Genomic DNA, 23,938 nt, shown 5'->3' on the forward strand with positions numbered 1-23,938 from the left:
CCCGCGATACGGACTTTCCGTGGCCGATTTCCCTTGCCGGTAAAGGCGGTTAATCGTCCCGCCGCTTGGTGTTCACCGAACGGCTGCCCGCCGGTCGGTGGGAATGCCGGGGCGGCGCCTAGCGTCGGCCGGGTGGTCAAGCTCTCCGTCGTCGTGCCGTTCTTCAACGTGCAGACATACGCCCCCGACACCCTCACCAGCCTGCGGGCCAACGCCCGCGAGGACTTCGAGTTCCTCCTTGTCGACGACTGCTCGTCGGACGGGACTCCGGAGCTCCTCGAACGGGCCGCGCGCGAGATCCCGGGTGCCGTCCTGATCAGGCACGCGCACAACGAGGGCCTCGCCACGGCCCGCAACACCGGCCTCGACGCCGCCCGCGGCGAATACCTCACCTTCCTCGACGGGGACGACTGGCTCGCCCCCGGCTACTACGCCCGCCTGGTCGCCGCCGCCGAGGAACTCGGCTGCGACTTCCTGCGCACCGACCACGTCTCCGTCACCGGCAGGAACCGCGGGATCCGCCGCGCGCCGGTCGCCCGCCGCGGCGAGGTGCTGAACCCGCGGGACGCGATCCTGCCGGCGCACCGGACGACCTCGGTCGACTACCCGTACGCCTGGGCGGGGATCTATCACCGCCGGCTCCTCGACCGCGGCCTGCTGCATTTCCCGCACGGGCTGCGGACGGCCGAGGACCGGCCGTGGATCTGGAAACTGCACCGTGAGGCGGAATCCTTCGCGGCGATCGGCGAACTCGGCGTCTTCTACCGGCGCGGAGTGGCGACCTCGCTCACCCAGATCGGCGATGTACGGCAATTGGATTTCATTCGCGCATTCGACCAGGTGATCGAGGAAACGGCGAGGGACGCGGACGCCGACCTTCTTCTCCCGAAGGCCGTCCGCACCTATTGCGCGGTGATCTCCCATCACATCGGTTCCATCGAACGGTTCGAGCCGGACGTGGCACGTCAGCTGAAGGCGATGAGCGCGGGCGCGCTGCGCAGGATGCCGCAGGGGGTCCTCGACGAGGCGCTCTCCGCGATGGGCGGGGACCGCGCGACGATGCTGCGCAAACTGCGCCGCCGCCGCCCGGCGCCGCCGCCCTCGGCCCCGGACCAGGGCCCCGGCGACCGCTCCGGCGCGGAGTCGGAGGTGGCCGCGTGAGCACCCGCCGGACCACCCAGATCTTCTGCGCCTCCACCCTCTACGGAGCGGTGACGATCGCCGCCGCCCTCGACAGCGGCTGCTTCCCCACCGCCGACCGCCGGATCCTCCTCGTCACCAACAACGCCGCCGTACCGGAGACGACCCCGCCGCTCGACGAGGCCGAGGGATTCGACCGGCTGCGCGGCCGCTTCGACTCCGTCCTGTCGTGGAACGAGACGATCTCCCCGCTCCACCCGGGCGGCTGGACCCCGCGCCCCAGCGACCTGCCGCTCCTCCAGCGCCATCTGCGCAAGCTCTGGGACCTCGGCGACGACCGCGTCGAACTCGCCCTGGAATCACCCCAGGTGACACCCGCGCTCGCCATCGCCCAGCTGCTGCCCGACGCGCCCATCACCGTGTACGCGGACGGCCTGATGAGCTACGGACCGACCCGCAACAAGATCGACCCGCTGATCGGCGGACGCGTCGGCCGGCTCCTCCACCTGGACCTCGTCCCCGGACTCGCGCCGCTGCTGCTCGCCGAGTTCGGGGCGGTGGCCGAGACCGTACCGACGGAGGCGTTCACCAAGGTCGTCGGCGAACTGACGGGCCCCGCGGCCGCGGGGGACGGGCCCGCGCTGCTCCTCGGCCAGTACCTGGCGGCGCTCAACCTGCTCACCGCCGCCGAGGAGGAGGAGCTGCACCTGCGGATGGTCAGGGGCGCCATCGCCCTGGGCCACCGGCGGCTCGTCTTCAAGCCGCACCCGACGGCCCCCGACGCCTGGTCACGGACGCTGGTGCGCGAGGCGGCGGACCTCGGCGCCGAACTGACCGTCGAGGACCGGCCGGTGCTCGCCGAGGTCCTCTACGGCGAGCTGCGGCCCGCGCTCGTCGTCGGCTGCTTCTCGACGGCGCTGCTCACCGCGCGGACCTTCTACGGGCTGCCGGTCGCCCGGGTCGGCACCGGCACCCTCCTCGAACGGCTCACCCCGTTCCAGAACAGCAACCGCATCCCGCTCACCGTCGTGGACGCCGTCGTACCGCCCCTGGAGGACGGCGAGGCCGCCGCCGCCGAGATCGGTACGGACCAGCTGAACGACCTGGTCGCGGCGGTCGGCTTCGCGATGCAGCCGAAGATACGGCCCGAGCTGCGGGAGCCGGCGGTACGGCACCTGTCGGGCCCGCTCGCCGAGCGCACCCGGCACCACTTCACCCGCCGCCGCCTCACCGTCCTCGACCTGCCCGGCGGCATCCCGCTCCCCCGCCACCCCAAGGTCCGCCGCCTCGCCCGGCGCGCGCTGCGACTGCGCAGGGCGCTGAAGAGGTAGCGGTGACGACGGCGGGCCCGGGACCCGTGCGGGGGTCCCGGGCCCGCGGGCGCGTGCGCGCTCAGGCGCGGGCGACGGGCTCCTGGATCTCGGCGACCCAACCGGCCGGGTCCTCCGGGCACTCCAGGTACAGCTCACGGGCGTAGCCGGCCGACCGGTAGCCGTTGGTGTCGAGCCACGCGGCCAGGTTCTGCACGGTCGGCAGGATCTCCTCCATCGATCCCCGGTGGACGATGGTGGCCGCCTCCTCGATGGCGGGCAGGACGCGCACCTGGACGCCCTCCACGGCCGTCCCCTCCGGCACGGTCATGCCGGCGTGGACGACGACCGAGCCGTCGCCCTTGCCCGCGTCCTCGTAGTACGCGATCCCCGGGCCGAACCCGGTGACCCCCGCGGCCTCGAGCCGGCCGCACAGCCGCTCGTACAGCGGTCCGATGACCGGGGAGATGTCCTGCGGGCCGAAGCTCGCGGCGACCCCGTCCAGCTCGGCGATCCGCACGGCGGGAATCCTCTTCACGACGACGTCCTGGGTGGACATGCGTCCCTCGCTCTCGATGGCTCGGAGCCGCGCGCCGACCTGGGCGAGCCGGGCCCGCGCCTCCGCCATGGCCGCTTCCAGCTCGGCCTGGCGCATGCGCAGCATTCCCCGCAGCTCGTCCGCGTCGATCCGCTCGCCGAGGATCGCCCCCACCTGTTCGAGGGTGAAGCCGAGGTCCTTGAGCGCGATGACGCGGTTGAGCCGGGCGAGCTGGTCCGCCGTGTAGAAGCGGTAGCCCGTGTGCGGGTCGACCCGGGCCGGGCGCAGCAGTCCGATGGCGTCGTAATGGCGCAGCATCCGGACCGACACCCGCCCGTGCCGGGCGAAGTCTCCGATGGTGAACATGACGATCCCTACGGAACGGCCTCACACGGTGTGAGGGTCAAGCGGCGCTGCTGAGGGAGAGTTTCGCGGCGAAGCCGAGGAAGAGGGCGCCCGCGGCGGAGGTCGCGCCGGCCGAGAGGCGCCTGCGGCGCCGGAAGGTGGCGGCGAGCCGGGTCCCGCCGAATATCAGCATCGTGAGGTAGAGGAAGCTGCCGATCTCCAGGAGCGTGCCGAGGACGAGGAAGGACAGCGCCGGGTAGGCGTAGCCGGGGTCCACGAACTGCACGAAGAAGGAGATGAGGAAGAGGATCGCCTTCGGGTTGAAGAGGCTGATGATCAGGGCGCGGCGGTACGGGTTCTCCCCCGCGGCCGTCGGAGCCTGCGCCGTCTCCTCCGCCTGTGTGTCGTGCCGCTCGCGCCACATCGACCAGGCCGCCCGCAGCATCCCGTACGCCATCCAGGCCAGGTAGCCCGCGCCCGCGTACTTCACGATCATGAAGAGCAGCGGGGTGGTCTGGAGCAGTGAGGCGGCGCCGAGCGCGGCAAGGGTCATCAGGACGGCGTCGCCGGTGAAGACGCCGGCGGCGGCCTTGTATCCCGTGCGCGTGCCCTTGCGGGCGGCGACGGACAGCACGTACAGCGAGTTCGGCCCCGGCAGGAGGATGATGAGGACGAGGCCCACGAGGTAGGTCGGAAGGTCGGTGACACCCAGCATGAGGCGGATCCTCGCACACGGGTACGACAATCCGCCTCAGGGTTCCGCATACCGGAAGATCAGAAGGCGTCGGTGGGGACGTACGTGCCCCAGACCTCGCGCAGCGCGTCGCAGACCTCGCCGACGGTGGCGCGGGCCCTGAGGGCGTCCTTCATGGGATGGAGGACGTTGTCGGTGCCCTGGGCCGCCTTCTTCAGCGCGGTCAGTGCCGTGTCGACGGCCGCCTGGTCGCGTTCGGCCCGCAGTCGCGCGAGCCGGGCGGCCTGCTGGGCCTCGATGGCGGGGTCGACGCGGAGGGGTTCGTAGGGTTCCTCGACGTCGATCGTGTAGCGGTTGACGCCGACGACGACCCGTTCGCCGCTGTCGGTCTCCTGGGCGATGCGGTAGGCGGAGCGTTCGATCTCGCTCTTCTGGAAGCCGCGCTCGATCGCACCGACCGCGCCGCCCATCTCCTCGACCCTGCCCATCAGCTCCCGTGCGGCCGCTTCGACGTCGTCGGTCATCTTCTCGACGACGTAGCTGCCGGCGAAGGGGTCGACGGTGGCGGTGACGTCCGTCTCGTAGGCGAGGACCTGCTGGGTGCGCAGGGCGAGGCGGGCGGACTTGTCCGTCGGCAGGGCGATGGCCTCGTCGAAGGAGTTGGTGTGCAGCGACTGCGTGCCGCCGAGGACGGCCGCGAGGCCCTGCACGGCGACGCGCACGAGGTTGACCTCGGGCTGCTGGGCGGTGAGCTGGACGCCCGCGGTCTGGGTGTGGAAGCGGAGCATCAGCGACTTGGGGTTCTCCGCGCCGAACTCCTCCTTCATGACCCGTGCCCAGATCCGGCGGGCGGCCCGGAACTTGGCGACCTCCTCCAGGAGCGTGGTGCGGGCCACGAAGAAGAAGGAGAGCCGGGGGGCGAAGTCGTCGACGTCCATGCCGGCGGCGACGGCGGTGCGGACGTACTCGATGCCGTCGGCGAGGGTGAACGCGATCTCCTGCGCGGGCGAGGCTCCCGCCTCGGCCATGTGGTAGCCGGAGATCGAGATGGTGTTCCACTTCGGGATCTCGGTCCGGCAGTACTTGAAGATGTCCGCGATGAGCCGCAGGGAAGGCTTCGGCGGGAAGATGTACGTGCCGCGGGCGATGTACTCCTTGAGCACGTCGTTCTGGATCGTGCCGGTCAGCTGGTCGGCAGGGACGCCCTGCTCCTCGCCGACGAGCTGGTAGAGCAGGAGGAGCAGGGCGCCGGGGGCGTTGATCGTCATCGACGTGGAGACCCTGTCGAGCGGGATCCCGTCGAACAGGACGCGCATGTCCTCGATCGAGTCGATCGCGACACCGACCTTGCCGACCTCGCCGGAGGCGATCGGCGCGTCGGAGTCGTGGCCCATCTGCGTCGGCAGGTCGAAGGCGACGGACAGGCCCGTCGTGCCGTTCGCGATCAGCTGCTTGTAGCGGACGTTCGACTCGGCGGCGGTGCCGAAGCCCGCGTACTGCCGCATCGTCCAGGGCCGGCCCGTGTACATCGACGGGTACACGCCACGCGTGAAGGGGTACGCGCCCGGCGCGCCCAGCTTCTCCGCGGGTTCCCAGCCGGCCAGGGCGTCCGGGCCGTAGACCGGCTCGATGGGGAGTCCCGACTCCGACTCGCGCGCCATGTGCTGCCTCCCTCTAGACCTGTGTTCCTCACAGGATGCTCGGTTCCTGGTCAGCGCGCGCAACCACACGCGCCCGGGAAGCATCCCTAGGTGTACACGACACGTCCCGGGGGGCAACGATGAAGCGGTCTTCTTCCGTCATACGCAGAGCAGTACTGGCCGCGGCCTCGGTCGCCCTCGCGACCGCCTGTACGGCCCAGGCGGCCGGCGGCGGCGGCTCCGCGAGTCCGACGAAGACGCCCGCGACCACCGCCCCCGCGCCGACCACCCCCGTGCCGACCGCCACACCGTCCGACGACGGCAAGGCCCCCTCCGCGTCCACCACGCCGACCAGCGAGGCGTCGCCCACGGAGGCGCCGACCACCGAGGCGCCGAGCCCCGAGGTCATGATGCGTGACGGGGACGAGAGCGAGCAGGTCCGCGAGCTCCAGGCGCGGCTGCGGCAGCTCGACCACTTCGACCGGGCGCCCACCGGTTTCTACGGGACGATGACGGCCCGTTCGGTCAAGGCCTTCCAGAAGACGCAGGGCCTGCCGGAGAGGGGCTGGGTCGACGCGGCGACCTGGCGGAAGCTGCTCGGGGCGAGCCGGAAGCCGACCGCCGACGAGCTGAAGCCGTCGACGACCAACCAGCTGGACACGCCCGACGCCCGGTGCATGACCGGCCGGGTGCTGTGCATCAGCAAGGAGAGCCGGACCCTCGCCTGGATGATCGACGGCAAGGTCGTCTCCGCCATGGACGTCCGCTTCGGTTCGGAGAACACCCCGACCAGGGAGGGCACGTTCAGCGTGGGCTGGAAGGCCCGCGAGTGGACGTCGACGATCTACCACACGCCCATGCCGTACGCGATGTTCTTCAGCGGCGGCCAGGCGGTGCACTACTCGTCGGACTTCGCGGCCCGCGGCTACAACGGGGCTTCGCACGGCTGCGTCAACGTCCGGGACCGGGCCAAGCTCGCGACCCTCTTCGACCAGGTGAAGGTCGGCGACAAGGTCGTCGTCCACTGGTGATCCGGGAGGGAAGAAGAGAGGGCGCGGGTGGGACCGGGGGAACGTGTCCCACCCGCGCCGGGTGCGCGGAGCCGTAGGTACGGGGGGAACCCCGGCTCACCGCGCGGCCGATGACCAGTCGGCTCACTCCATACTGCGCCGTCGCGCCGAGAAGTGTTACACCGGCAGCGGAACACGTGCGGTGGCCGTCGATTCCACCGTCGAATCCGCTGCCGTTTCGGCCGCCGGTTCCGCCGCCGTCGAGCGGACGGTGCCGCGGGTGTCCGGGACGGTGTTCCCGGTCCGGTCGCTGCCGCCGCCGCGCTCGTCGTCCCGACCGCCGCCGTTGTGGCCGCCCGGCCGGTCCTGGTTCCGGTCGTCGTCGGGGTCGGGGTCGGAGTCGCCCTTGGCGCCGTCCGTGGCGCCGTCGCCGCTCTTGCCGCCGCCGTCGGGCGTGCCCGTACCGCCACCGCCGCCGAGGATCCGGTCGCAGTATCGGCGGAGGGTCTCGCCGCCGCGAAGGTTGTTCGTGAGCTGCCTCCGGCCGGTGGCGTCCAGCCGTCCCGCCCGGTACTCCCGGCAGGCCTGCGCGGCCCGCTCAAGGGAGGTCGTACCGCCCGGGCTCACGCCCGTACCGCCGGGGCCCGAAGCGTCGCCGCCCGGGTCCTTGGCCGGGCCCGACGTGCTCCTGCCCGGCTTCGGGGTGCCCAGGTCCGGGACGCCGGTGCCCTGCCCGTCGGGGCCCGGGGTCGGCGCCGTCGTGGAGCCGGTGCCGGCGGACGGGGAGACTCCGGGGGCGGGTTCGCCACTGCCGCCCGGGGCCGTCGGAGGTGCCTCGGGGTCCGTGCGTATGCCGGGTTCCTTCGAGACGAGCGGGTCGGGTGTCTCCCCCGCCGTGACGGAGCTGGCGGGCGCCGGACCGACCAGGGGCAGCACACCTGTTCCAGCGGCGACGGCGACCCCTCCCACGGTGACGGCGGCCACCGCGGCGGCGATTCCGTACCGCAGGGAGCGTCCCCAACGACGGGCCGGCGCGACGACGGGCGCGAGCCGGACCCGGCCCAGATCCGCGTGCTCGGTGCGGGCGGCGGCGGGCGCGGCGGTCGCCGCGCGGGCGCCCGCGCCGACGGCGGCGCGCTCGGCGGCGGCCTTCCGGAAGGCGGCGAGCGCGGCGGCCTCGCCGGGCAGTTCGGTGCGCCCGGCAGCCACGACGGCCTGGGCGCGGGCCGCGTCGAGGGCTCCGGCGAGGCGTTCGGCCTGCGTGCGGGCATGGTCGCCGACGGCCTCGACCGGCTCACCGCGGAGCAGCCGCTCCGCGGCCTCCTGATCGAGCCACTGGTACCGCTCGTCGGCCATCACATGTCCTTCTGCGTACGCGGACGTGATTGCGTCACACCGCGGGGGGTCACGGCCCCCGGCGCACGGCCGCGTTGCGGAGGCACACCGTCCAGTGAGACGACGGGCTCACCCGTGCCGTCCGGTCCGTCCGTGCCCGCGCCGGCACCGAGGAGTTCGGCGAGCTTCTTGAGGCCCCGGTGGGCGGCGGTGCGCACGGCACCGGGGCGTTTGCCCAGGGTGTCGGCGGCGGTCTTGGCGTCCAGGCCGACGACGACGCGCAGGACGACGGCCTCGGCCTGGTCCTGCGGGAGCTGGGCGATCAGCCGCATGGTGTCCCCGGTGGCCAGGGCCTCCAGGGCCTCGCCCACGGTGTCGGACGCGGCGGGCTTGTCGGTCAGTTCGGTCTCGTCGGCGCCGACGGCCGGCCGCCGGCCGCGCATCCGTATGTGGTCGAGGGCGCGGTTGCGGGCGATCCGGGCGGCCCAGCCCCTGAAGCGGTCCGCGTCGCCGTCGAAGCGGTCGAGGTCGCGGGCTATCTGCAGCCAGGACTCGGAGGCGACGTCCTCGGCGTCGGTGTCGCCGACCAGTGTCCGTATGTAGCCGAGCAACCGTGGATGCACGGCGCGATACACAGTACGGAAGGCGTTCTCGTCCCCGTCCTGCGCAGCGAGCACCGCGGCCGTCAGCTCCGCGTCGTCCCCCAGCACTCCCCAAACCCTGTTCGTCGGTCGCGTCGGTCGCTTCATCGCGGCTGGTCACCACCGCCCACGCCGCCTCGCGCATGTGCACGCTACGTCGTGTTCCGGCGCCGCGTCCACGCGATCCGGGGTCTTTGTGCAACTTGCAACCTCTGGGTGATGACGTGCTCCTCGGGTGCCGGACGCGGGGAGCGGTCGCGGTGTGACAGAAAACGCAGCCTCGGCGCTGAATGGAGTACGGAGCCGTGCTGCGGCTCCGTGGACGACGACCGGGGCCTCTCCTGTGGGGGGTGGCGGCCCCGGTCGTCTCCCATTTCCCCTCCCTTTTCCCAGCCTTCTCCCCTGTCATGGGCGCACTCTGTCCACCCACTGTCAACGACTGGTTGACAGTGGGTGGGTGTCAACCTAGGGTTGCACTCATGACGAATCCAGTCGTTCCGACCGTTCCCGTCCGCCTCGACGAACTCATCGACGCGATCAAGAAGGTCCACCCCGACGCCCTGGAGCAGCTCTCCGGCGCCGTCATCGCGGCGGACCACCTCGGCGACGTCGCCGACCACCTCATCGGCCACTTCGTGGACCAGGCCCGGCGCTCCGGCGCCTCCTGGACCGACATCGGCCGCAGCATGGGCGTCACCCGCCAGGCGGCCCAGAAGCGTTTCGTCCCCAAGGAGCCGGACGCGGAGAAGATGGACGCGAACGCGGGGTTCAACCGCTTCACCACCCGGGCCAGGAACGTGGTCATGGCCTCCCAGAACGAGGCGACGGCCGTCGGCAACGCCGAGATCACCACCGCCCACCTGGCGCTCGGCCTGCTCGCGGAGCCCCAGGGGCTCGCGGCGTTCTGGATCACGTCCCAGGGCGTGACCCTGGACCAGGTCCGCGAGGCCGTCTCGGCGACGCTGCCGCCGGCCGTCGAGGAGCCGCCCGCTCTCGTCCCGTACGACGCGGCGGCGAAGAAGGTCCTGGAGCTGACGTTCCGCGAGGCCCTGCGCCTCGGGCACAACTACGTCGGCACCGAGCACATCCTGCTCGCCCTCCTGGAGCACGAGGACGGGCAGGGCGTCCTGAGCGGGCTCGGCCTGGACAAGGCCACGGCGGAGCGGGAGATCTCCGAGACGATCGCCTCGGTCGCGATCCAGGCCCCGGAGTCCCCTCAGGAGTCCTAGGCCGGACACGGCCTGGAGGAATCAGGCGGTGCGGGCCCGGCGCGAGACGACCGCGCGCAGCACCCGGCCGCCCTCGACGGAGAGTTCACGGGCCCGGCGCAGACCGGTCGGGCCGTGGGCGGCCGATTCGAGGACGGCCTGCTGGCGGCGGAGTTCCCCGGCGAGCAGCGGGCCCGCACCCTCCGGACTCCCCGCCCGGCAGCGCTCGACGAGGCCGTCGGACACCTCGGCGGCGTCGTACCGGCCGTGCAGGACGAGGGCGGTGACGGAGCATGCGCCGGCCCAGGCGCGGAGGGCGTCCGCGGTCCAGGCCTCGGGAGCGGCGGCCAGCATCCCGCGTACGGCACCGGCGTCCTCCGCGCCGTCGGCGCCGAGTTCGGCGCGGGCCTTGGCGACTGCCTCGCCCCAGGCCTGTCCGTCGCCGCGCGCGACAGCCGCCCACACGGGCCGCAGGACGTCGCCGCGGTCGGCGGCGAGCAGCGGGAGGCAGCGGTCGAGGCAGGCGAGGCCGGCCGCGGCCAGCCCCCGCTCGTCGGCCCCGTCGATCAGTTCCAGCAGGCTCCGGCCGTTCCCCGACGTCATGGACGCCTCCTCGCCACCCGATGCGGACGCAGTACTTCCACTACTGCGCCGAGGGGCGCTTTTTCGTCACTGCGCGGCCGGAATCATCCCAGTGGCGCGGCGCGCTGCATAGAGGCCGGACAGCCGCCTACGACGCCCCGTGCGTCTTCTCGTTGAAGACCTCCACCGGACACTTGGCCCGAGTGGCGCGAGCGCCGTCCCTGATCCGGCCGTCACTCGTCACCAGCGGCACGTCGTACCCCTCGGCGAGCGCCACGTACACGGCGTCGTACGCGCTGAGGTTCGCGTACAGCTCCCGCACGCGTGGCAGCAGGAACAGGTGCTCCGACCTGCGCAGCGGTAGTTCGGCGAACGCGGCGCAGGCATCGTCCAGCTCGCGGTCGGTCAGCTTGCCGCCCCGGTGCCTGCCCAGGAGTGCGGACGTCACCTCGACATCCACCAGGTAGGGGGCGAGGAGCCGCTCGCCCTTCACCCGCTCCCTCACCGCGACGCCGACCGGTCCCGCGTCGGAGAGCAGCATGACCAGCGCGCCGGCGTCCATGACGATCACTCGCGCCGCCTTCCCCGGTCGATCTCGTCGCGCACGTCCTCGGTGGAGAGTCGCGCCGTGACGCGCCCCTGAATGCGTGCGATCACGTCGTCAAGCGACGGGGTCGCGGCTTCCTGCTCCAGCAGGGTCCGCGCGTACGCCTGAAGGGACTGCCTGTTGCGGGCGGCCCTTATCTTCAGCTCGGTCAGCGCTTCCTCGGACAGGTCCCGCACGTAGAGAGTGGCCATGCGACAACTTTAGGCGCATTGCAAGCACTCTGCTAGCAGTTGCCTCTCAGCGCACCTTCGCCGCGAGCGCCTGGAACTGCGCCCAGGTCAGCGTCGGTTTCGTCGGGTTCCAGACCTTCTGGGACAGTGCCGTCAAGGGCATCCGGATGCCCTCCGCCACCTGTGCCTGGGTCTGCGCGCGGGACAGGTCGCACCAGACCGCGAAGCGGGCGCCCAGGATCTGGGAGTCGTACCGCGCGGGGACGGGGGTCGTGCCGCGCAGGACGAGCGGCGTCCACTGTTCGTAGATGCGGCGGCCGGTGGGGTACGTGAACTGGTTCGGCTCGCCGAGGACGTAGTAGAGGTACTCGTCGTTGAGGTTCACGACCTTGCGGCCCTCGGCCAGGTACTCGGCCGGCGGCCTGGCCCCGATCTCCTTGCCGGTCCAGTACTCGACCTCGATGCCCTTGTCGGCATGGACGACGCCGCCGCGGAAGAAGCCGTCGTTCCAGGCCTTCGCCGTCTTGCCGGTGCCGCGCACCACCGCCGCGCGGTCGTTCAGCCAGCCCTCCGCCAGGTCCTGGACGCGCGCCTGGGAGCCGTACTTCTGCCGGGCCGCCGTGGCGAGCTGCGGATAGGAGGCCTCGGGCGAGCGGACGGTCAGCGCCTGGTACTCGTCGGCGCCGACGTGGAACCAGCCGCCGGGGAAGAGGGCGGCGTACTCGCGCAGCAGCTCGTCGACGAGCCGCGCGGACGCCGGCTTGGAGATGTCGATCGCGCCCTGGCGCGGGACCCCCTGGACGTTGCGCAGCTGGAGGTCCGGGTACGCGCGCAGGACGGCGCCGAGGTGTCCGGGCGAGTCGATCTCGGGCACGACGGTGATGTGCAGGCTCCGCGCGAGGGCGAGGATCCGGCGGATCTCGGCCTTGGTGAGGTGCTGGGCCGAGACGATCTCGGGGTGGGTGTCCGAGGCGATCCGGAAGCCCTGGTCGTCGGAGAAGTGCAGACCGAACTGGTTGAGCTTGAGGTCGGCCATCTCCCGGAGCCGCGCCTCGATCCACTCGGCGGTGAAGAACTTGCGGGCGATGTCGAGGTTCAGTCCGCGCTGCGGCTTCGCGGGGGCGTCGGTGACGGTGCCCTCGGGCATCGCGCCCGAGCCCTTCACCGACTGCTTGAGGGTGCGGGTGCCGTAGAAGACGCCGGCCTCGTCGGGGCCGCTGATCCGGACCCGGTTGTCGCGGACGGTGAGGGTGTACGACTCGGGGGCGCCGCCCTTCGCCCCGAGGGCCAGCTCGACGTCCCCGGGTCCCGCGGCGACGGCGCCGCGGTAGGGCATGCCCAGCTCCCCGGCGAGCAGCCTCCCCTCGTCGGCGAGGGCCGCGCTGTCCGCGGCGACGACGACCCCTGCGGTCGCCGCGGGCTTCCAGCCGGGCCCGCGCGCGGCCTCGTGGGCGCGGACGGCGGGGACGGTGCGGGGTGCGGTGGAGAGGGGGTGGGTACGGGTGGGCGTGGGCGTCGGGCTCGGCGGGGCGCTGGTGGGCGCGGCGCTCGTCGACGTACCGCCGGACGATGTCCCGGGCGAGGGGGGACTGGGGGGTCCGCTCGGCGATCCGCCGGAGCAGGCCGCCACGGTGGCCAGTGCCACCGCGGTCGCCAGGAGTGCGGGGCCCTTGTGGGGCGCCCGTATGGAGTACCGCATCATTCGGAATCCTCCCGTACGGCGGACGGTCCGGCCAATCGGGGGAACGGACCCGCTCATCCGTCACTCATACATACAGTCCGTCCCCGTCCATCTGTCACTCGTCACGGAACCGGATCTTCCGTCACTTGTTCCGAAACTCTCCCTTCCGGGTGAAATTCGCGCATCCGTCGGACACTTCCCTCGTCCCGTCGATAACGTTGAGTCACGCCCACCCCACCCGTCCCGGAGTACCGGAGCCCACGCTGACCAGCGACACCCACGTCCCCCGCCGGAAGCCGGGCTCCACGGACACGTCCGCCACCGCGGTCATACCCGCTCAGAACAAGGGCCCGGCCGCCCACGGCCCCCTGCGCGGGCTCACCGGCTTCAACGCCGCCGCGCCGGTCGAGGCCGAGGCACTGCTCCTCTCCTGCTGCCACAGCCTCCGTTGGGCCGAACGGGTGGCGGCGCACCGCCCGTACCCCACCCTGGACGCCCTGCTCGCCGCCGCCGACGAGGCCGGGTACGACCTGTCCCGCGCCGATCTCGACGAGGCCCTGGCCGCCGAGTCCTCCGCGCTGCCGCACCCGGACGCCCCACCGGCGGCCCGGACGGCGCTGCGGGCCGCCCACGCCGCGTACGAGAGCAGCTTCGGACACGCGTTCGTGATCAGCCTCGACGGAGTGCGTCCCGGCGAGCGGCTCGACCAGGTTTTGGCAGGCATCCGGTCACGTCTCGGCAACGAAGCGGAGGAGGAACGGGTGATCGCCGCCGACGAACTGAGGCGGCTCGCCCGCGCCCGGCTGGCCTTCCGGCTCACCGAAGGGCTCACAGCCCGACACTCCGGACCGTGAATCCGTCCGGAATGCGGCGATTCCGGTCTCCGCGATAGCCCGTCCGTGCCTGTTTGATCACACCGATGGACCCCGCGCGAGCGAACCGACAAGTCGTCGCTACGATGACCGGGGCCGGTGGACCGTACCCGGCCGGGTCAGACCGACACTGAAGCCGGCCGACCCTGATCCCCGCTCCCGGAGGGTTTTTCCGTGCCGGCTGGAACGCTGTACCGCGGCCGGGAAGGAATGTGGAGCTGGGTGGCTCATCGAGTCACCGGCGTCCTCATCTTCTTCTTCCTGTTCGTACACGTGCTGGACACCGCTCTCGTCCGCGTCTCCCCCGAGGCGTACGACGAGGTCGTCGCGACCTACAAGACGCCGATCGTCGCTCTCCTCGAGTACGGCCTCGTCGCTGCCATCCTCTTCCACGCGCTGAACGGCCTCCGGGTCATCGCCGTGGACTTCTGGTCCAAGGGCCCGCGCTACCAGAAGCAGATGCTCTGGACCGTCGTGGGCATCTGGGTCGTGCTGATGGCGGGCTCGCTGTACCCGATCCTCGGCCACGCCGCACGTGAACTGTTCGGGAGCTGACGCCAGATATGTCTGCTGACACCACCTCCTCCACGATCGGCCCCGTCGAGGGCGGCGCCGTCTACGACGTGGACAACCCCGCGCCGTACATCGAGGCCCCCCGCAAGCGCACCGGCAAGACGCCCAAGGCGACCCGCGGCAACTTCGAGATGGCCGCGTGGCTCTTCATGCGCCTCTCGGGCATCGTCCTGGTCGTCCTGGTCCTCGGCCACCTGCTGATCCAGCTCTTCCTGGACGGCGGCGTCTCCAAGATCGGCTTCGCCTTCGTGGCCGGCCGCTGGGCGTCCCCGTTCTGGCAGGTCTGGGACCTGCTGATGCTCTGGCTCGCCATGCTGCACGGCGCCAACGGCCTCCGTACCGTCATCAACGACTACGCGGAGCGGGCCAACACGCGCCTGTGGCTCAAGGGCCTGCTGTACACCGCCACGGTGTTCACCATCCTTCTGGGCACGCTGGTGATCTTCACCTTCGACCCGAACATCCGCTAGGCACGGGGCTGAGGTAATCCACGTCATGAAGATCCACAAGTACGACACCGTCATCGTCGGCGCCGGTGGCGCCGGCATGCGCGCCGCCATCGAGTCGACGAAGCGCAGCCGCACCGCCGTGCTGACGAAGCTCTACCCCACCCGCTCCCACACGGGCGCCGCGCAGGGCGGCATGGCCGCCGCGCTCGCCAACGTGGAGGAGGACAACTGGGAGTGGCACACCTTCGACACGGTCAAGGGCGGTGACTACCTGGTCGACCAGGACGCCGCCGAGATCCTGGCGAAGGAGGCCATCGACGCCGTCCTCGACCTGGAGAAGATGGGCCTGCCGTTCAACCGCACCCCGAACGGCACCATCGACCAGCGCCGCTTCGGCGGTCACTCCCGCAACCACGGCGAGGCCCCGGTCCGCCGGTCCTGCTACGCCGCGGACCGCACCGGCCACATGATCCTCCAGACGCTGTACCAGAACTGCGTCAAGGAGGGCGTGGAGTTCTTCAACGAGTTCTACGTCCTGGACCAGCTGATCACCGAGATCGACGGTGTGAAGCACTCCGCGGGCGTCGTCGCCTACGAGCTGGCCACCGGCGAGATCCACATCTTCCAGGCCAAGGCCGTGATCTACGCGTCCGGCGGCACCGGCAAGTTCTTCAAGGTGACCTCCAACGCGCACACCCTGACCGGTGACGGCCAGGCCGCCTGCTACCGCCGCGGTCTGCCCCTGGAGGACATGGAGTTCTTCCAGTTCCACCCGACGGGCATCTGGCGCATGGGCATCCTTCTCACGGAGGGCGCCCGCGGTGAGGGCGGCATCCTCCGCAACAAGGACGGCGAGCGCTTCATGGAGAAGTACGCGCCGGTCATGAAGGACCTCGCGTCCCGTGACGTCGTCTCGCGCTCCATCTACACGGAGATCCGCGAGGGCCGCGGCTGCGGTCCCGAGGGCGACCACGTCTTCCTGGACCTGACGCACCTTCCGCCGGAGCAGCTCGACGCCAAGCTCCCGGACATCACCGAGTTCGCCCGTACGTACCTCGGCATCGAGCCGTACACGGACCCGATCCCGATCCAGCCCACCGCGCACTACGCCATGGGCGGCATCCCGACGAACGTCCAGGGTGAGGTCCTCTCGGACAACACCACGGTCGTCCCGGGCCTGTACGCGGCCGGCGAGGTCGCCTGCGTGTCGGTGCACGGCGCCAACCGCCTCGGCACCAACTCGCTGCTCGACATCAACGTCTTCGGCAAGCGCTCCGGCATCGCCGCCGCCGAGTACTCCGCCAAGCACGACTACGTCGCGCTGCCGGAGAACCCGGAGTCCCTCGTCGTCGCGCAGATCGAGAAGCTGCGCAACTCCACGGGCAACGAGCGGGTCGCCGACCTGCGCCGTGAGCTCCAGGAGACGATGGACGCCAACGTGATGGTGTTCCGTACGGAGCAGACCATCAAGACGGCCGTCGAGAAGATCGCCGAGCTGCGCGAGCGCTACGAGAACGTGTCCATCCAGGACAAGGGCAAGCGCTTCAACACGGACCTCCTGGAGGCCATCGAGCTGGGCAACCTGCTCGAACTGGCCGAGGTCATGGCCGTCTCGGCCCTGGCGCGCAAGGAGTCCCGCGGCGGTCACTACCGCGAGGACTACCCCAACCGCGACGACGTCAACTTCATGCGCCACACCATGGCGTACCGCGAGGTCGGCGAGGACGGCTCCGAGACCGTCCGTCTCGACTACAAGCCGGTCGTCCAGACCCGCTACCAGCCGATGGAGCGTAAGTACTGATGGCTACCCCCGTACTGGACAAGGTGGAGAAGGACTCCGCGGCCTCCCCGTACATCACGGTCACGATGCGGATCCGCCGCTTCAACCCCGAGGTGTCGGACGCGTCGGTCTGGGAGGACTTCCAGATCGAGATCGACCCGAAGGAGCGTGTGCTCGACGCCCTCCACAAGATCAAGTGGGACGTCGACGGCACGCTGACCTTCCGTCGCTCGTGCGCGCACGGCATCTGCGGCTCGGACGCGATGCGGATCAACGGCAAGAACAGGCTCGCCTGCAAGACGCTGATCAAGGACATCAACCCCGAGAAGCCGATCACGGTCGAGGCCATCAAGGGCCTGACGGTCCTCAAGGACCTCGTCGTGGACATGGAGCCGTTCTTCCAGGCGTACCGGGACGTCATGCCGTTCCTGGTCACCAAGGGCAACGAGCCGACGCGCGAGCGTCTGCAGAGCGCCGAGGACCGCGAGCGCTTCGACGACACGACCAAGTGCATCCTGTGCGCCGCGTGCACGTCGTCCTGCCCGGTCTTCTGGAACGACGGCCAGTACTTCGGTCCGGCCGCGATCGTCAACGCGCACCGCTTCATCTTCGACTCGCGTGACGAGGCGGGCGAGCAGCGCCTGGAGATCCTGAACGACAAGGACGGTGTGTGGCGCTGCCGCACGACGTTCAACTGCACCGACGCGTGCCCGCGTGGCATCGAGGTCACGAAGGCCATCCAGGAGGTGAAGCGCGCGCTGATCACGCGTCGCTTCTAGCCTTCGGGCCTTCGGGCCTTCCGGCAGATGGCTGGGCCCCGCTTCCCTCACGGGAGGCGGGGCCCTTCGCCGTGTGCGGGCCGGTCAGCCGCCCCAGTGGCGGACGTTGTCGCCGCTCTCCGCCTCGACCATGACCCGGCGCAGCAGGTCGTTGAGGAGGACGCGCTCCTCCGGGGCGAGGACGCCGAGGAGGCGCTCCTCCTCGTGGCCGAGGACGTCCATCGCGCCGAGCCAGGTCTCGCGGCCGGCGGCGGTGAGTTCGACGACGACCCGGCGCCGGTCGGTCGTCGACTGGGTACGGCGGACGAAGCCGCGCTTCTCCAGTGCGTCGAGGCGGCCGGAGACGGAGGCGGGGGCCAGGTCGAGGTCCTGGGCGAGTTCGGAGGGCGCGGCGCTGCCGCCACGGCCGGCGATCTTGTGGAGCGTGTCGAACTCGTGGCGCTCCAGGTCGAAGTCGACGAGGGACTGCTCCCTGACCCGGCGGAGGTGGACGGAGAGCTTCTTCATCCGGGTGACGGCGCCTTCGACGACGGGGTCGAGGCCGGGCAGCACGGGCTGCCAGCGGGCGACGTGGTCGTCGGTCCAGTCGCGCGGTTCGCGTGGGGTACGCGGTTCCTCGGGGGGCGTCGCCATGAGCTGATCGTACGTCGGTGGGGGCCGGGCTTCCTCGGGAGGCGGCGGCGGTCCGCCGGAGCGGAGGCCACATGTATTTCGTTGACGAATTATTCGTTACCGAAATAGTCTCCGTGGCATGCCTGCCGTCAGCACCGTCCCGCCCCCGGCCGTCCCCCACCCCCTCCGCACCCGCTCCTTCCGGCTGCTCTTCACCGGCCGCACCCTCTCCCTGCTCGGCGACGCCGCCATCCCCGCCGCGCTCGCCCTCGCCGTCCTCGACGCCACCGGCTCCACCTCGGCCCTCGCCCTCGTCCTCGGCTGCGCCATGATCCCCAGGCTGCTCCTGCTGCCGCTCGGCGGAGTCGTCGGCGACCGCTTCGACGCCCGTACGGTCGCGCTCACCACCGACCTCGTACGCTGCGCCACCCAGCTCCTCGTCGGCGTCCAACTGCTCGGCGGCGCCCCGAGCCTGGCCGTCCTCGCGGTCGCGGAAGCCCTCGGCGGCGCGGCCGGAGCCTTCGCCATGCCGACCGGCTCGCCGCTGGTCAAGGGCACCGTGGCACCCGAGGCCCTGCACCGCGCCAACGCCGCCATGGGGATCGCCCGGAGCGCCACCCGGCTCGGCGGGCCGGCGCTCGCGGGCACCCTGGTCCTGACCGTGGGACCGGGTTGGGCGTTCGTCCTCGACGCGGCCACCTTCGCGCTCAGCGCCCTGCTCCTCACGGCCGTACGGGTGAACCGCGTGCCGATCCCCCGCCGCTCGCTCCGCGCCGACCTCAAGGAGGGCTGGCAGGAGGTCCGCTCCCGCGACTGGTACTGGACCAGCCTGATCGGACACAGCGCCTGGAACGGCGCCGCCGCCGTCCTGATGACCCTCGGGCCCGCCGTCGCCGTGCAACGGCTCGGTGGCGGCGGGACCTGGGTCGTCCTGCTCCAGGTCGGCGCCTTCGGCTTCCTCGGCGGCGCGCTGCTCGCCCACCGGGCCCGGCCCCGGCGACCCGTCCTGACGGCGAACCTCGGACTCGCCACGTACGCCCTGCCGCTGGTCCTGCTCGCGGTCGCCGCACCCGCCCCGCTGACGATCGCCGCGTACGGCCTCGCGCAGGCGGGACTCGGCTTCCTCTCCCCCGTGTGGGAGACCGCCGTCCAGCGGGCCGTGCCCGACCACGCGCTCGCCCGGGTCACCTCGTACGACTGGCTGCTCTCCCTGGCCGCCATGCCCCTGGGGTACGCCCTGGCCCCGCTCGCCGCCTCCGCCTGGGGGCCCGAGGTGCCACTGCTCGCGGCGGCGGTGCTGGTGGGCGGCTGCTGCCTCGGCACCGCCCTGGTGCCGGGGGTGAGGCGGTTCACGTAGGGCTCTGTCAGTGGGGGCCCACCGTCCCGCGCCACCGGGCGGTGGCGGAAGGAGTCGGCCGCGCGGCTCGCGGAGGCCGGGGCCGGGCGGAGGTGGTGCGGCGGCTGCTGGAGGGGATCGCCGCACAGCCCGCGCACCGGGTGAACGACCCGGATCCGTACGGGACGGGGACGCCGACCCTGGCCTAGGCGGCCAACACCTCGCCCGTCCGGGGCCTCCGAAGGGGGCCGCCGGGGCGCTGGGGGCTGTCACCGGCCGGGCGGGGCGTTGTCGGCGACGCCGAGGTCGCCGACGCCGAGGTCGCCGACAGCGCCCTTCTAGCGGCCGGCGGCCGTCACCGCGCGGACGCGCCCTGGCTGAGCACCGACACCTCGGCGAGGAAGTCCGCGATCAGGCGGGTGGTGTCCTCCGGGCGCTCGAGGGCGGGGAGGTGTCCGGCCCAGTCGAGGTCGACGCGGCGGGCGGCGGGGAGGAGCCGGCCGAGGTCGTCGGCGACCGCCTGGAAGTCGGGCACGTCATGGGCGCCGGACACCACCAGGGCGGGCACCTCGATGCCGGCGATCTCCTCCGTCGTGACCCCGGGGTTGACGGGGTGGCACTCCTCGGGAGCGGCGAGCTGGACCTCGAAGGCGTGCCGCTGCATCTCCCGCACGAGGGCGCGGGCGTCCTCTCCGGCCTCGGGGCCGAGCCAGGTGTCGACGTTGAGCTCAACGGCGCCGTCGAGGTCGCCCGCCTCGATCATCGCGTCCTCGCGGGCGCCCCAGGCCCGCAGTTCGTCGCTCGGCTGCATGACGGGGGTGCCGGAGGCGAGCAGGGCGAGGGCGGAGACATGGCCGGGGTGGCGGGCGGCGAGTTCCAGGGCGACCCGGCCGCCGAAGGAGGAGCCGACGACGACGGCCCGCTCGATGCCGAGGTGGTCGAGGAGGTCGCGGACGTCGTCGGCGTGGGTGTGCGCGGCATCCATGGGGCTTTCGCCGAAGCCGCGGAGGTCGCAGCGGACGACCCGGTGCCCCGCCTCCGAGAGTGCGTGGAACTGCGCGTCCCACATGCGGCGGTCACAGACCCCGGAGTGCAGCAGGAGAACGTTCGAGGTGCCGGTGCCGGCCGTGTCATGAGAGAGCGTCATTCGGCTGACCCTAGGCGGCGGGAGGAGTTTTGGCCATCGCCTTTCCGAACGTCACGCGACCACCACTTGAACACGTTCAAAGAGAGGTCTACAGTCATGACTGCCAGCTTTTGAACGCGTTCAAGGGAGGGTGGGGCATGGACCTCACTGTCATCGCGTACATCGTCTACCTGCTGATCAGCGTGGCCCTGACCATCTGGGTCGCCCGCACACTCAGCCGCAACGGAAGGATCTTCCTCGCGGACGTCCTGCACGGGAACGAGAAGCTCGCCGAAGCGGTCAACCACCTCCTGGTGGTCGGCTTCTACCTCGTCAACTTCGGCTTCGTCGCCCTCTACCTGAGCCAGGACGAGGCCGTCCTCGACGCCCGCGCCCTCTTCGAGGCGCTCTCCGTCAAGCTCGGGGTCGTCCTGCTCGTCCTCGGCGTGATGCACCTCGGGAACGTGTACGTCCTCAACAAGATCCGTCGCCGCGGCGTCATGGAGCGCGAGCAGGTGCCGCCGGTCGGCCCGCAGGGCTGGACCACCACGCCCAAGGCGGGCCCCTGGGCCCCGCCCGCACCCCAGGGCTGACCCGCCGTGCCGGCCCCGACCGCGCCGACGACCCCCGTGGGACGTCTGACCGTGCTGTACGACGCCGACTGCCCGCTCTGCGTGCACCTCAGGCACTGGCTGCTGCGGCAGCGGCAGCTCGTCCCGCTCGACCTCGTACCGGCCGGGTCGCAGGAGGCCAGGCGCCGCTTCCCGGACCTCGACCACACCGCCACGCTGCGGGAGATCACCGTGGTCGGGGACCGGGGCCAGGTCTACCGGGAGACCGCCGCCTGGATCGTCTGCCTCTGGGCGCTCGCCGAGCACCGGCCCAGGGCCCACTGGCTCGCCACCCCCGCCGGACAGCCCTTCGCCCGGATCACCGTGCTCGCGGCGGCGAAGTGGCGCGCCGCCCTCAAGGGGCCCGGCTGCGAGGACGGGCACTGCGAGGTGCCCGGCCCGCCCGGCTAGGCTCGGCCCCGTGAAGGACGTGAAGGAAGAGAAGCAGGCCGACGAGAAGAAGGCCCCCAAGAGCGAGCAGACCCGCACGCTCATCCTCGAGACCGCGCTCCGGCTGTTCAAGGAGCGCGGTTACGACAAGACGACGATGCGGGCCATCGCCCAGGAGGCCGGGGTCTCCGTCGGCAACGCGTACTACTACTTCTCCTCCAAGGAGCACCTCGTCCAGGGCTTCTACGACCGGATCGCCGAGGAGCACCAGGCGGCCGTCGAGCCCATCCTGACCGGCGCCGACAAGGACCTCACGGCGCGGATCCGCGGGGTCTACCTCGGCTGGCTCGACATCGCGGAGCCGTACCACGAGTTCGCGGCCCAGTTCTTCAAGAACGCCGCCGATCCGGACAGTCCGCTCAGCCCCTTCTCGCCCGAGTCCGAGGGCCCGCGCGAGGCGGCGATCGAGGTCCACCGGCGGGTCATCTCCGGCGCCTCGGTGAAGGTCGACCCGGAACTGGCCGAGGCGCTGCCGCGGTTGCTGTGGCTCCAGCAGATGGGCCTGGTGCTGTTCTGGGTGTACGACCGCTCGGAGGGCGCGGTCAACAGCCGCCGCCTGGTGGAGCGGCTCGCGCCGGTCACCGCCCGCGCGATCTCGCTCTCCCGCTTCCGGGTCCTGCGCCCGCTCGTGAAGGAGACCCACGAGCTGCTCTCGGACTTCATGCCGACGGCAGCGGGGATGGCGGCCTCGGGCAAGCCCAAGAAGCGGGCCGACCCGAAGCCGTCGAAGACGTCGAAGACGCCTGATACGCCTGAGGATTCGTGAACTAGATCCAGCTCAGTTCCCACAGGCGCCAGATGCCCGTGCCGTCCGTCAGGTACTGGGAGCCGGCGACGGCCTCCGTGGACAGGACGTAGTCCTTCTTCTGCCACAGCGGGACGAGCGGGACCTCGGCCGCGACCTCGCTCTGGATGTCCTTGAAGTCGGACGTCGCCCGGGACCGGTCGCTGAACTGCTGCGTCGAGGCGATCAGGGCGTCGATCTTCTTGCTGGAGAACCCGTTGTGCAGGGTGTTCCCGGTGCCGACGAGCGGTGCGGTGAAGCTGTCGGAGTCGGGGAAGTCGGGGAGCCAGCCGACGGTGTACGCGTCGTAGGCGCCGCTCGCGTACGCCTTCTGGAAGGCCTGCCACTCGGCTTCGACGGTCTCGACCTCGAAGAGGCCGGACGCCTCCAGCTGCCGCTTGATCTCGGCGGTCTCGGCGGCGTAGGTGGCGTCCTTGCGGTAGCCGAAGGTGAACTTCACCGGGGTCTTGATGTCGGCCGCCTCCAGGAGCTGCTTCGCCTTCTTGGCGCTCGGCTCCGGATTGACGTCGTAGAACGCGGTGCTGTGCCCGATGAAGCCCTGCGGGATGAGCGAGTACAGCGGCTCGACCGTGCCCTTGAAGGGGCCGGTGGTGATCGCCGGGCGGTCGAGGACGGCGGCGACGGCCTGCCGCACGGCCTTGTCGGCCATGGGCGAGCCGGGCCGGACGTTGAGGTTGAGGTTGCGGATCTCCGCGCTCTCCGCCTCGGTGACCCGGATCCCGTCGGTGTTCAGGGTCGAGACGAACTCCGGCGGGAGCTGCCGGTGCGTCACCTGGACGGCCCCGGTCTTCCAGGCGTTCGCGAGGTCCGCGGACTGGCCGAAGTACTTCACGAGGACCGGGCGGCCGGCCTTGGTGACGGCGCCCCGGTACTTCGTGTTGGGCTCCAGGAGGGCGGACTCGCCCTCCTTGTACTCCTTGAGGACGTACGGACCCGAGCCGTCCACCGCCGAGCCCGTACGCAGCTTGTCGGCCGGGTACTGGTCACGGTCGACGATCGAACCGGCGCCCGTGGCCACCTTCAGCGGGAACGTGGCGTCCCTGCCGCTCAGGTGGAAGGTGACGGTGCGGCCCGAGGCCGTGACGCTCTTCAGCGTCGGGAAGAGGGCCTTGGGGCCGACGTCCGTCTTGATGCGCAGCATCCGCTCGAAGGAGTACTTGACGTCCTCCGCGGTCACCTTGCGCCCGTTGGAGAAGGCGAGGTCGTCGCGGAGCTTGCACTCGTACGTCGACAGCTTGGCGCCCGTGAACTTGCAGCTCTCCGCCGCGTCCGGGACGGGGGTCGTGGACCCCTCCTTGAACGTCAGCAGCGACTGGAAGATGTTGCTGTACATGGCCCAGGAACCGGCGTCGTACGCGCCGGCCGGGTCCAGTGAAGTGATCTCGTCGGTTGTGCCGACACTGATCGGATCGGTCCGGCCGTCGTCGGAGGGCAGGAGTTGCCAGCCCCCCACTCCGGCGGCCACCAGTACTCCACAAATGATGAGGATCCGCAGACGGACCGTCGACCGCATTGCCGTGCTTCCTTTTTTCGTCCACCCCAGCTGCGACGGCCCCCGGAACGCCGCGATGCCCGTCATCCCATCACACGGTTTTCACAAGGGGAAGAGGAAACTTTTACACGACAGGTATATGTCCGGGAAAT

25 protein-coding genes are annotated in these 23,938 nt (G+C 71.3%); 13 read left to right on the forward strand and 12 right to left on the reverse strand.

Annotated features, from left to right (window positions below; all coding sequences use genetic code 11):
- Window positions 1-132 precede the first annotated feature (132 nt).
- Together IO20_RS0112690 and IO20_RS0112695 are read left to right on the forward strand one after the other, a co-directional pair.
- Complete coding sequence (locus IO20_RS0112690) at window positions 133-1,161, forward strand: glycosyltransferase family 2 protein (protein WP_030549003.1); 1,029 nt, start codon at window positions 133-135, stop codon at window positions 1,159-1,161.
- Complete coding sequence (locus IO20_RS0112695) at window positions 1,158-2,471, forward strand: polysialyltransferase family glycosyltransferase (RefSeq protein ID WP_030549005.1); 1,314 nt, start codon at window positions 1,158-1,160, stop codon at window positions 2,469-2,471. Before IO20_RS0112690 ends, IO20_RS0112695 begins: the two co-directional genes overlap by 4 nt.
- A gap of 61 nt (window positions 2,472-2,532) precedes the next feature.
- Here the strand turns inward: IO20_RS0112695 and IO20_RS0112700 are convergent, their stop codons facing one another.
- The 3 genes from IO20_RS0112700 to IO20_RS0112710 are packed head-to-tail and all read right to left on the reverse strand — an operon-like array spanning window position 2,533 to window position 5,688.
- Window positions 2,533-3,354, reverse strand: coding sequence for a MerR family transcriptional regulator (locus IO20_RS0112700; RefSeq protein WP_030549007.1), 822 nt, complete (start codon window positions 3,352-3,354; stop codon window positions 2,533-2,535).
- Window positions 3,355-3,391: 37 nt separating this feature from the next.
- On the reverse strand, window positions 3,392-4,048 hold the full coding sequence (gene leuE / locus IO20_RS0112705; RefSeq protein ID WP_030549008.1) for a leucine efflux protein LeuE: 657 nt from the start codon (window positions 4,046-4,048) through the stop codon (window positions 3,392-3,394).
- Between the two features lie 59 nt (window positions 4,049-4,107).
- Window positions 4,108-5,688, reverse strand: coding sequence for an acyl-CoA mutase large subunit family protein (locus IO20_RS0112710; protein WP_030549010.1), 1,581 nt, complete (start codon window positions 5,686-5,688; stop codon window positions 4,108-4,110).
- Window positions 5,689-5,807: 119 nt separating this feature from the next.
- On the opposite strand from IO20_RS0112710, the gene IO20_RS0112715 reads away from it, so the two are divergent.
- The gene (locus IO20_RS0112715) at window positions 5,808-6,698 is read left to right on the forward strand and encodes a L,D-transpeptidase family protein (RefSeq protein WP_030549011.1); all 891 of its coding nucleotides are present in this window, start codon (window positions 5,808-5,810) and stop codon (window positions 6,696-6,698) included.
- Window positions 6,699-6,854: 156 nt separating this feature from the next.
- Here the strand turns inward: IO20_RS0112715 and IO20_RS0112720 are convergent, their stop codons facing one another.
- Window positions 6,855-8,033 (reverse strand): hypothetical protein, encoded by a 1,179-nt coding sequence (locus tag IO20_RS0112720; protein ID WP_051874384.1) that lies wholly within the window; start codon window positions 8,031-8,033, stop codon window positions 6,855-6,857.
- Window positions 8,033-8,722, reverse strand: coding sequence for an RNA polymerase sigma factor (locus tag IO20_RS0112725; RefSeq protein WP_030549016.1), 690 nt, complete (start codon window positions 8,720-8,722; stop codon window positions 8,033-8,035). Before IO20_RS0112725 ends, IO20_RS0112720 begins: the two co-directional genes overlap by 1 nt.
- Window positions 8,723-9,132: 410 nt before the next feature.
- On the opposite strand from IO20_RS0112725, the gene IO20_RS0112730 reads away from it, so the two are divergent.
- Entirely contained in the window at window positions 9,133-9,882 is a 750-nt protein-coding gene (locus IO20_RS0112730; RefSeq protein WP_030549019.1) for a Clp protease N-terminal domain-containing protein, read from the forward strand.
- Between the two features lie 21 nt (window positions 9,883-9,903).
- Here the strand turns inward: IO20_RS0112730 and IO20_RS0112735 are convergent, their stop codons facing one another.
- The 4 genes from IO20_RS0112735 to IO20_RS0112750 form a co-directional block, all read right to left on the reverse strand.
- Complete coding sequence (locus IO20_RS0112735; protein ID WP_030549021.1) at window positions 9,904-10,464, reverse strand: hypothetical protein; 561 nt, start codon at window positions 10,462-10,464, stop codon at window positions 9,904-9,906.
- A 127-nt stretch (window positions 10,465-10,591) separates the two neighbouring features.
- A complete protein-coding gene (locus tag IO20_RS0112740; RefSeq protein WP_211270366.1) occupies window positions 10,592-11,005 on the reverse strand; it encodes a type II toxin-antitoxin system VapC family toxin in 414 nt (137 codons plus the stop codon).
- A 5-nt stretch (window positions 11,006-11,010) separates the two neighbouring features.
- The gene (locus IO20_RS0112745; protein WP_030549025.1) at window positions 11,011-11,241 is read right to left on the reverse strand and encodes a FitA-like ribbon-helix-helix domain-containing protein; all 231 of its coding nucleotides are present in this window, start codon (window positions 11,239-11,241) and stop codon (window positions 11,011-11,013) included.
- 46 nt (window positions 11,242-11,287) lie between these two features.
- On the reverse strand, window positions 11,288-12,922 hold the full coding sequence (locus tag IO20_RS0112750; RefSeq protein WP_051874385.1) for a beta-N-acetylhexosaminidase: 1,635 nt from the start codon (window positions 12,920-12,922) through the stop codon (window positions 11,288-11,290).
- A gap of 197 nt (window positions 12,923-13,119) precedes the next feature.
- On the opposite strand from IO20_RS0112750, the gene IO20_RS36460 reads away from it, so the two are divergent.
- The 5 genes from IO20_RS36460 to IO20_RS0112775 all read left to right on the forward strand — a co-directional run bounded on the left by IO20_RS36460 (window position 13,120) and on the right by IO20_RS0112775 (window position 17,354).
- Window positions 13,120-13,755, forward strand: a complete 636-nt coding sequence (locus IO20_RS36460) for a 2-oxo-4-hydroxy-4-carboxy-5-ureidoimidazoline decarboxylase (protein WP_106978555.1) — start codon at window positions 13,120-13,122, stop codon at window positions 13,753-13,755.
- A gap of 192 nt (window positions 13,756-13,947) precedes the next feature.
- Entirely contained in the window at window positions 13,948-14,328 is a 381-nt protein-coding gene (gene sdhC, locus IO20_RS0112760; protein ID WP_073809812.1) for a succinate dehydrogenase, cytochrome b556 subunit, read from the forward strand.
- 8 nt (window positions 14,329-14,336) lie between these two features.
- The gene (locus tag IO20_RS0112765; protein WP_030220568.1) at window positions 14,337-14,816 is read left to right on the forward strand and encodes a succinate dehydrogenase hydrophobic membrane anchor subunit; all 480 of its coding nucleotides are present in this window, start codon (window positions 14,337-14,339) and stop codon (window positions 14,814-14,816) included.
- Between the two features lie 25 nt (window positions 14,817-14,841).
- Window positions 14,842-16,596 carry a succinate dehydrogenase flavoprotein subunit gene (sdhA, locus tag IO20_RS0112770; protein ID WP_030549035.1) on the forward strand — a complete coding sequence of 585 codons (1,755 nt, stop codon included), beginning with the start codon at window positions 14,842-14,844 and terminating at the stop codon, window positions 16,594-16,596.
- Complete coding sequence (locus tag IO20_RS0112775; protein WP_015035718.1) at window positions 16,596-17,354, forward strand: succinate dehydrogenase iron-sulfur subunit; 759 nt, start codon at window positions 16,596-16,598, stop codon at window positions 17,352-17,354. The genes sdhA and IO20_RS0112775 overlap by 1 nt, the downstream gene beginning before the upstream one ends.
- An 84-nt stretch (window positions 17,355-17,438) precedes the next feature.
- Here IO20_RS0112775 and IO20_RS0112780 read toward each other — a convergent pair whose 3' ends face one another.
- On the reverse strand, window positions 17,439-17,987 hold the full coding sequence (locus IO20_RS0112780) for a MarR family winged helix-turn-helix transcriptional regulator (protein WP_030549037.1): 549 nt from the start codon (window positions 17,985-17,987) through the stop codon (window positions 17,439-17,441).
- A 118-nt stretch (window positions 17,988-18,105) separates the two neighbouring features.
- Between IO20_RS0112780 and IO20_RS0112785 the strand changes: the two genes are divergently transcribed.
- Window positions 18,106-19,323, forward strand: a complete 1,218-nt coding sequence (locus tag IO20_RS0112785; protein WP_030549039.1) for an MFS transporter — start codon at window positions 18,106-18,108, stop codon at window positions 19,321-19,323.
- Window positions 19,324-19,657: 334 nt separating this feature from the next.
- Here the strand turns inward: IO20_RS0112785 and IO20_RS0112795 are convergent, their stop codons facing one another.
- Window positions 19,658-20,449 (reverse strand): alpha/beta fold hydrolase, encoded by a 792-nt coding sequence (locus IO20_RS0112795; RefSeq protein WP_030549041.1) that lies wholly within the window; start codon window positions 20,447-20,449, stop codon window positions 19,658-19,660.
- 137 nt (window positions 20,450-20,586) lie between these two features.
- Here IO20_RS0112795 and IO20_RS0112800 point away from each other — a divergent pair, with 137 nt between their 5' ends.
- From IO20_RS0112800 to IO20_RS0112810, 3 genes are read left to right on the forward strand one after another with little or no spacing between them, the layout of a single operon-like run.
- The gene (locus tag IO20_RS0112800) at window positions 20,587-21,021 is read left to right on the forward strand and encodes a hypothetical protein (protein ID WP_030220548.1); all 435 of its coding nucleotides are present in this window, start codon (window positions 20,587-20,589) and stop codon (window positions 21,019-21,021) included.
- A gap of 36 nt (window positions 21,022-21,057) precedes the next feature.
- Window positions 21,058-21,450 carry a thiol-disulfide oxidoreductase DCC family protein gene (locus tag IO20_RS0112805; protein WP_037635346.1) on the forward strand — a complete coding sequence of 131 codons (393 nt, stop codon included), beginning with the start codon at window positions 21,058-21,060 and terminating at the stop codon, window positions 21,448-21,450.
- Window positions 21,451-21,460: 10 nt separating this feature from the next.
- A complete protein-coding gene (locus tag IO20_RS0112810) occupies window positions 21,461-22,255 on the forward strand; it encodes a TetR family transcriptional regulator (RefSeq protein ID WP_037635306.1) in 795 nt (264 codons plus the stop codon).
- Between the two features lies 1 nt (window position 22,256).
- On the opposite strand, the gene IO20_RS0112815 is transcribed toward IO20_RS0112810, so the two are convergent.
- A complete protein-coding gene (locus IO20_RS0112815; protein ID WP_030549048.1) occupies window positions 22,257-23,807 on the reverse strand; it encodes an ABC transporter substrate-binding protein in 1,551 nt (516 codons plus the stop codon).
- Window positions 23,808-23,938 lie beyond the last annotated feature (131 nt).

It is taken from the genome of Streptomyces exfoliatus (assembly GCF_000725545.1).
Classification (GTDB): Bacteria; Actinomycetota; Actinomycetes; order Streptomycetales; family Streptomycetaceae; genus Streptomyces; species Streptomyces exfoliatus.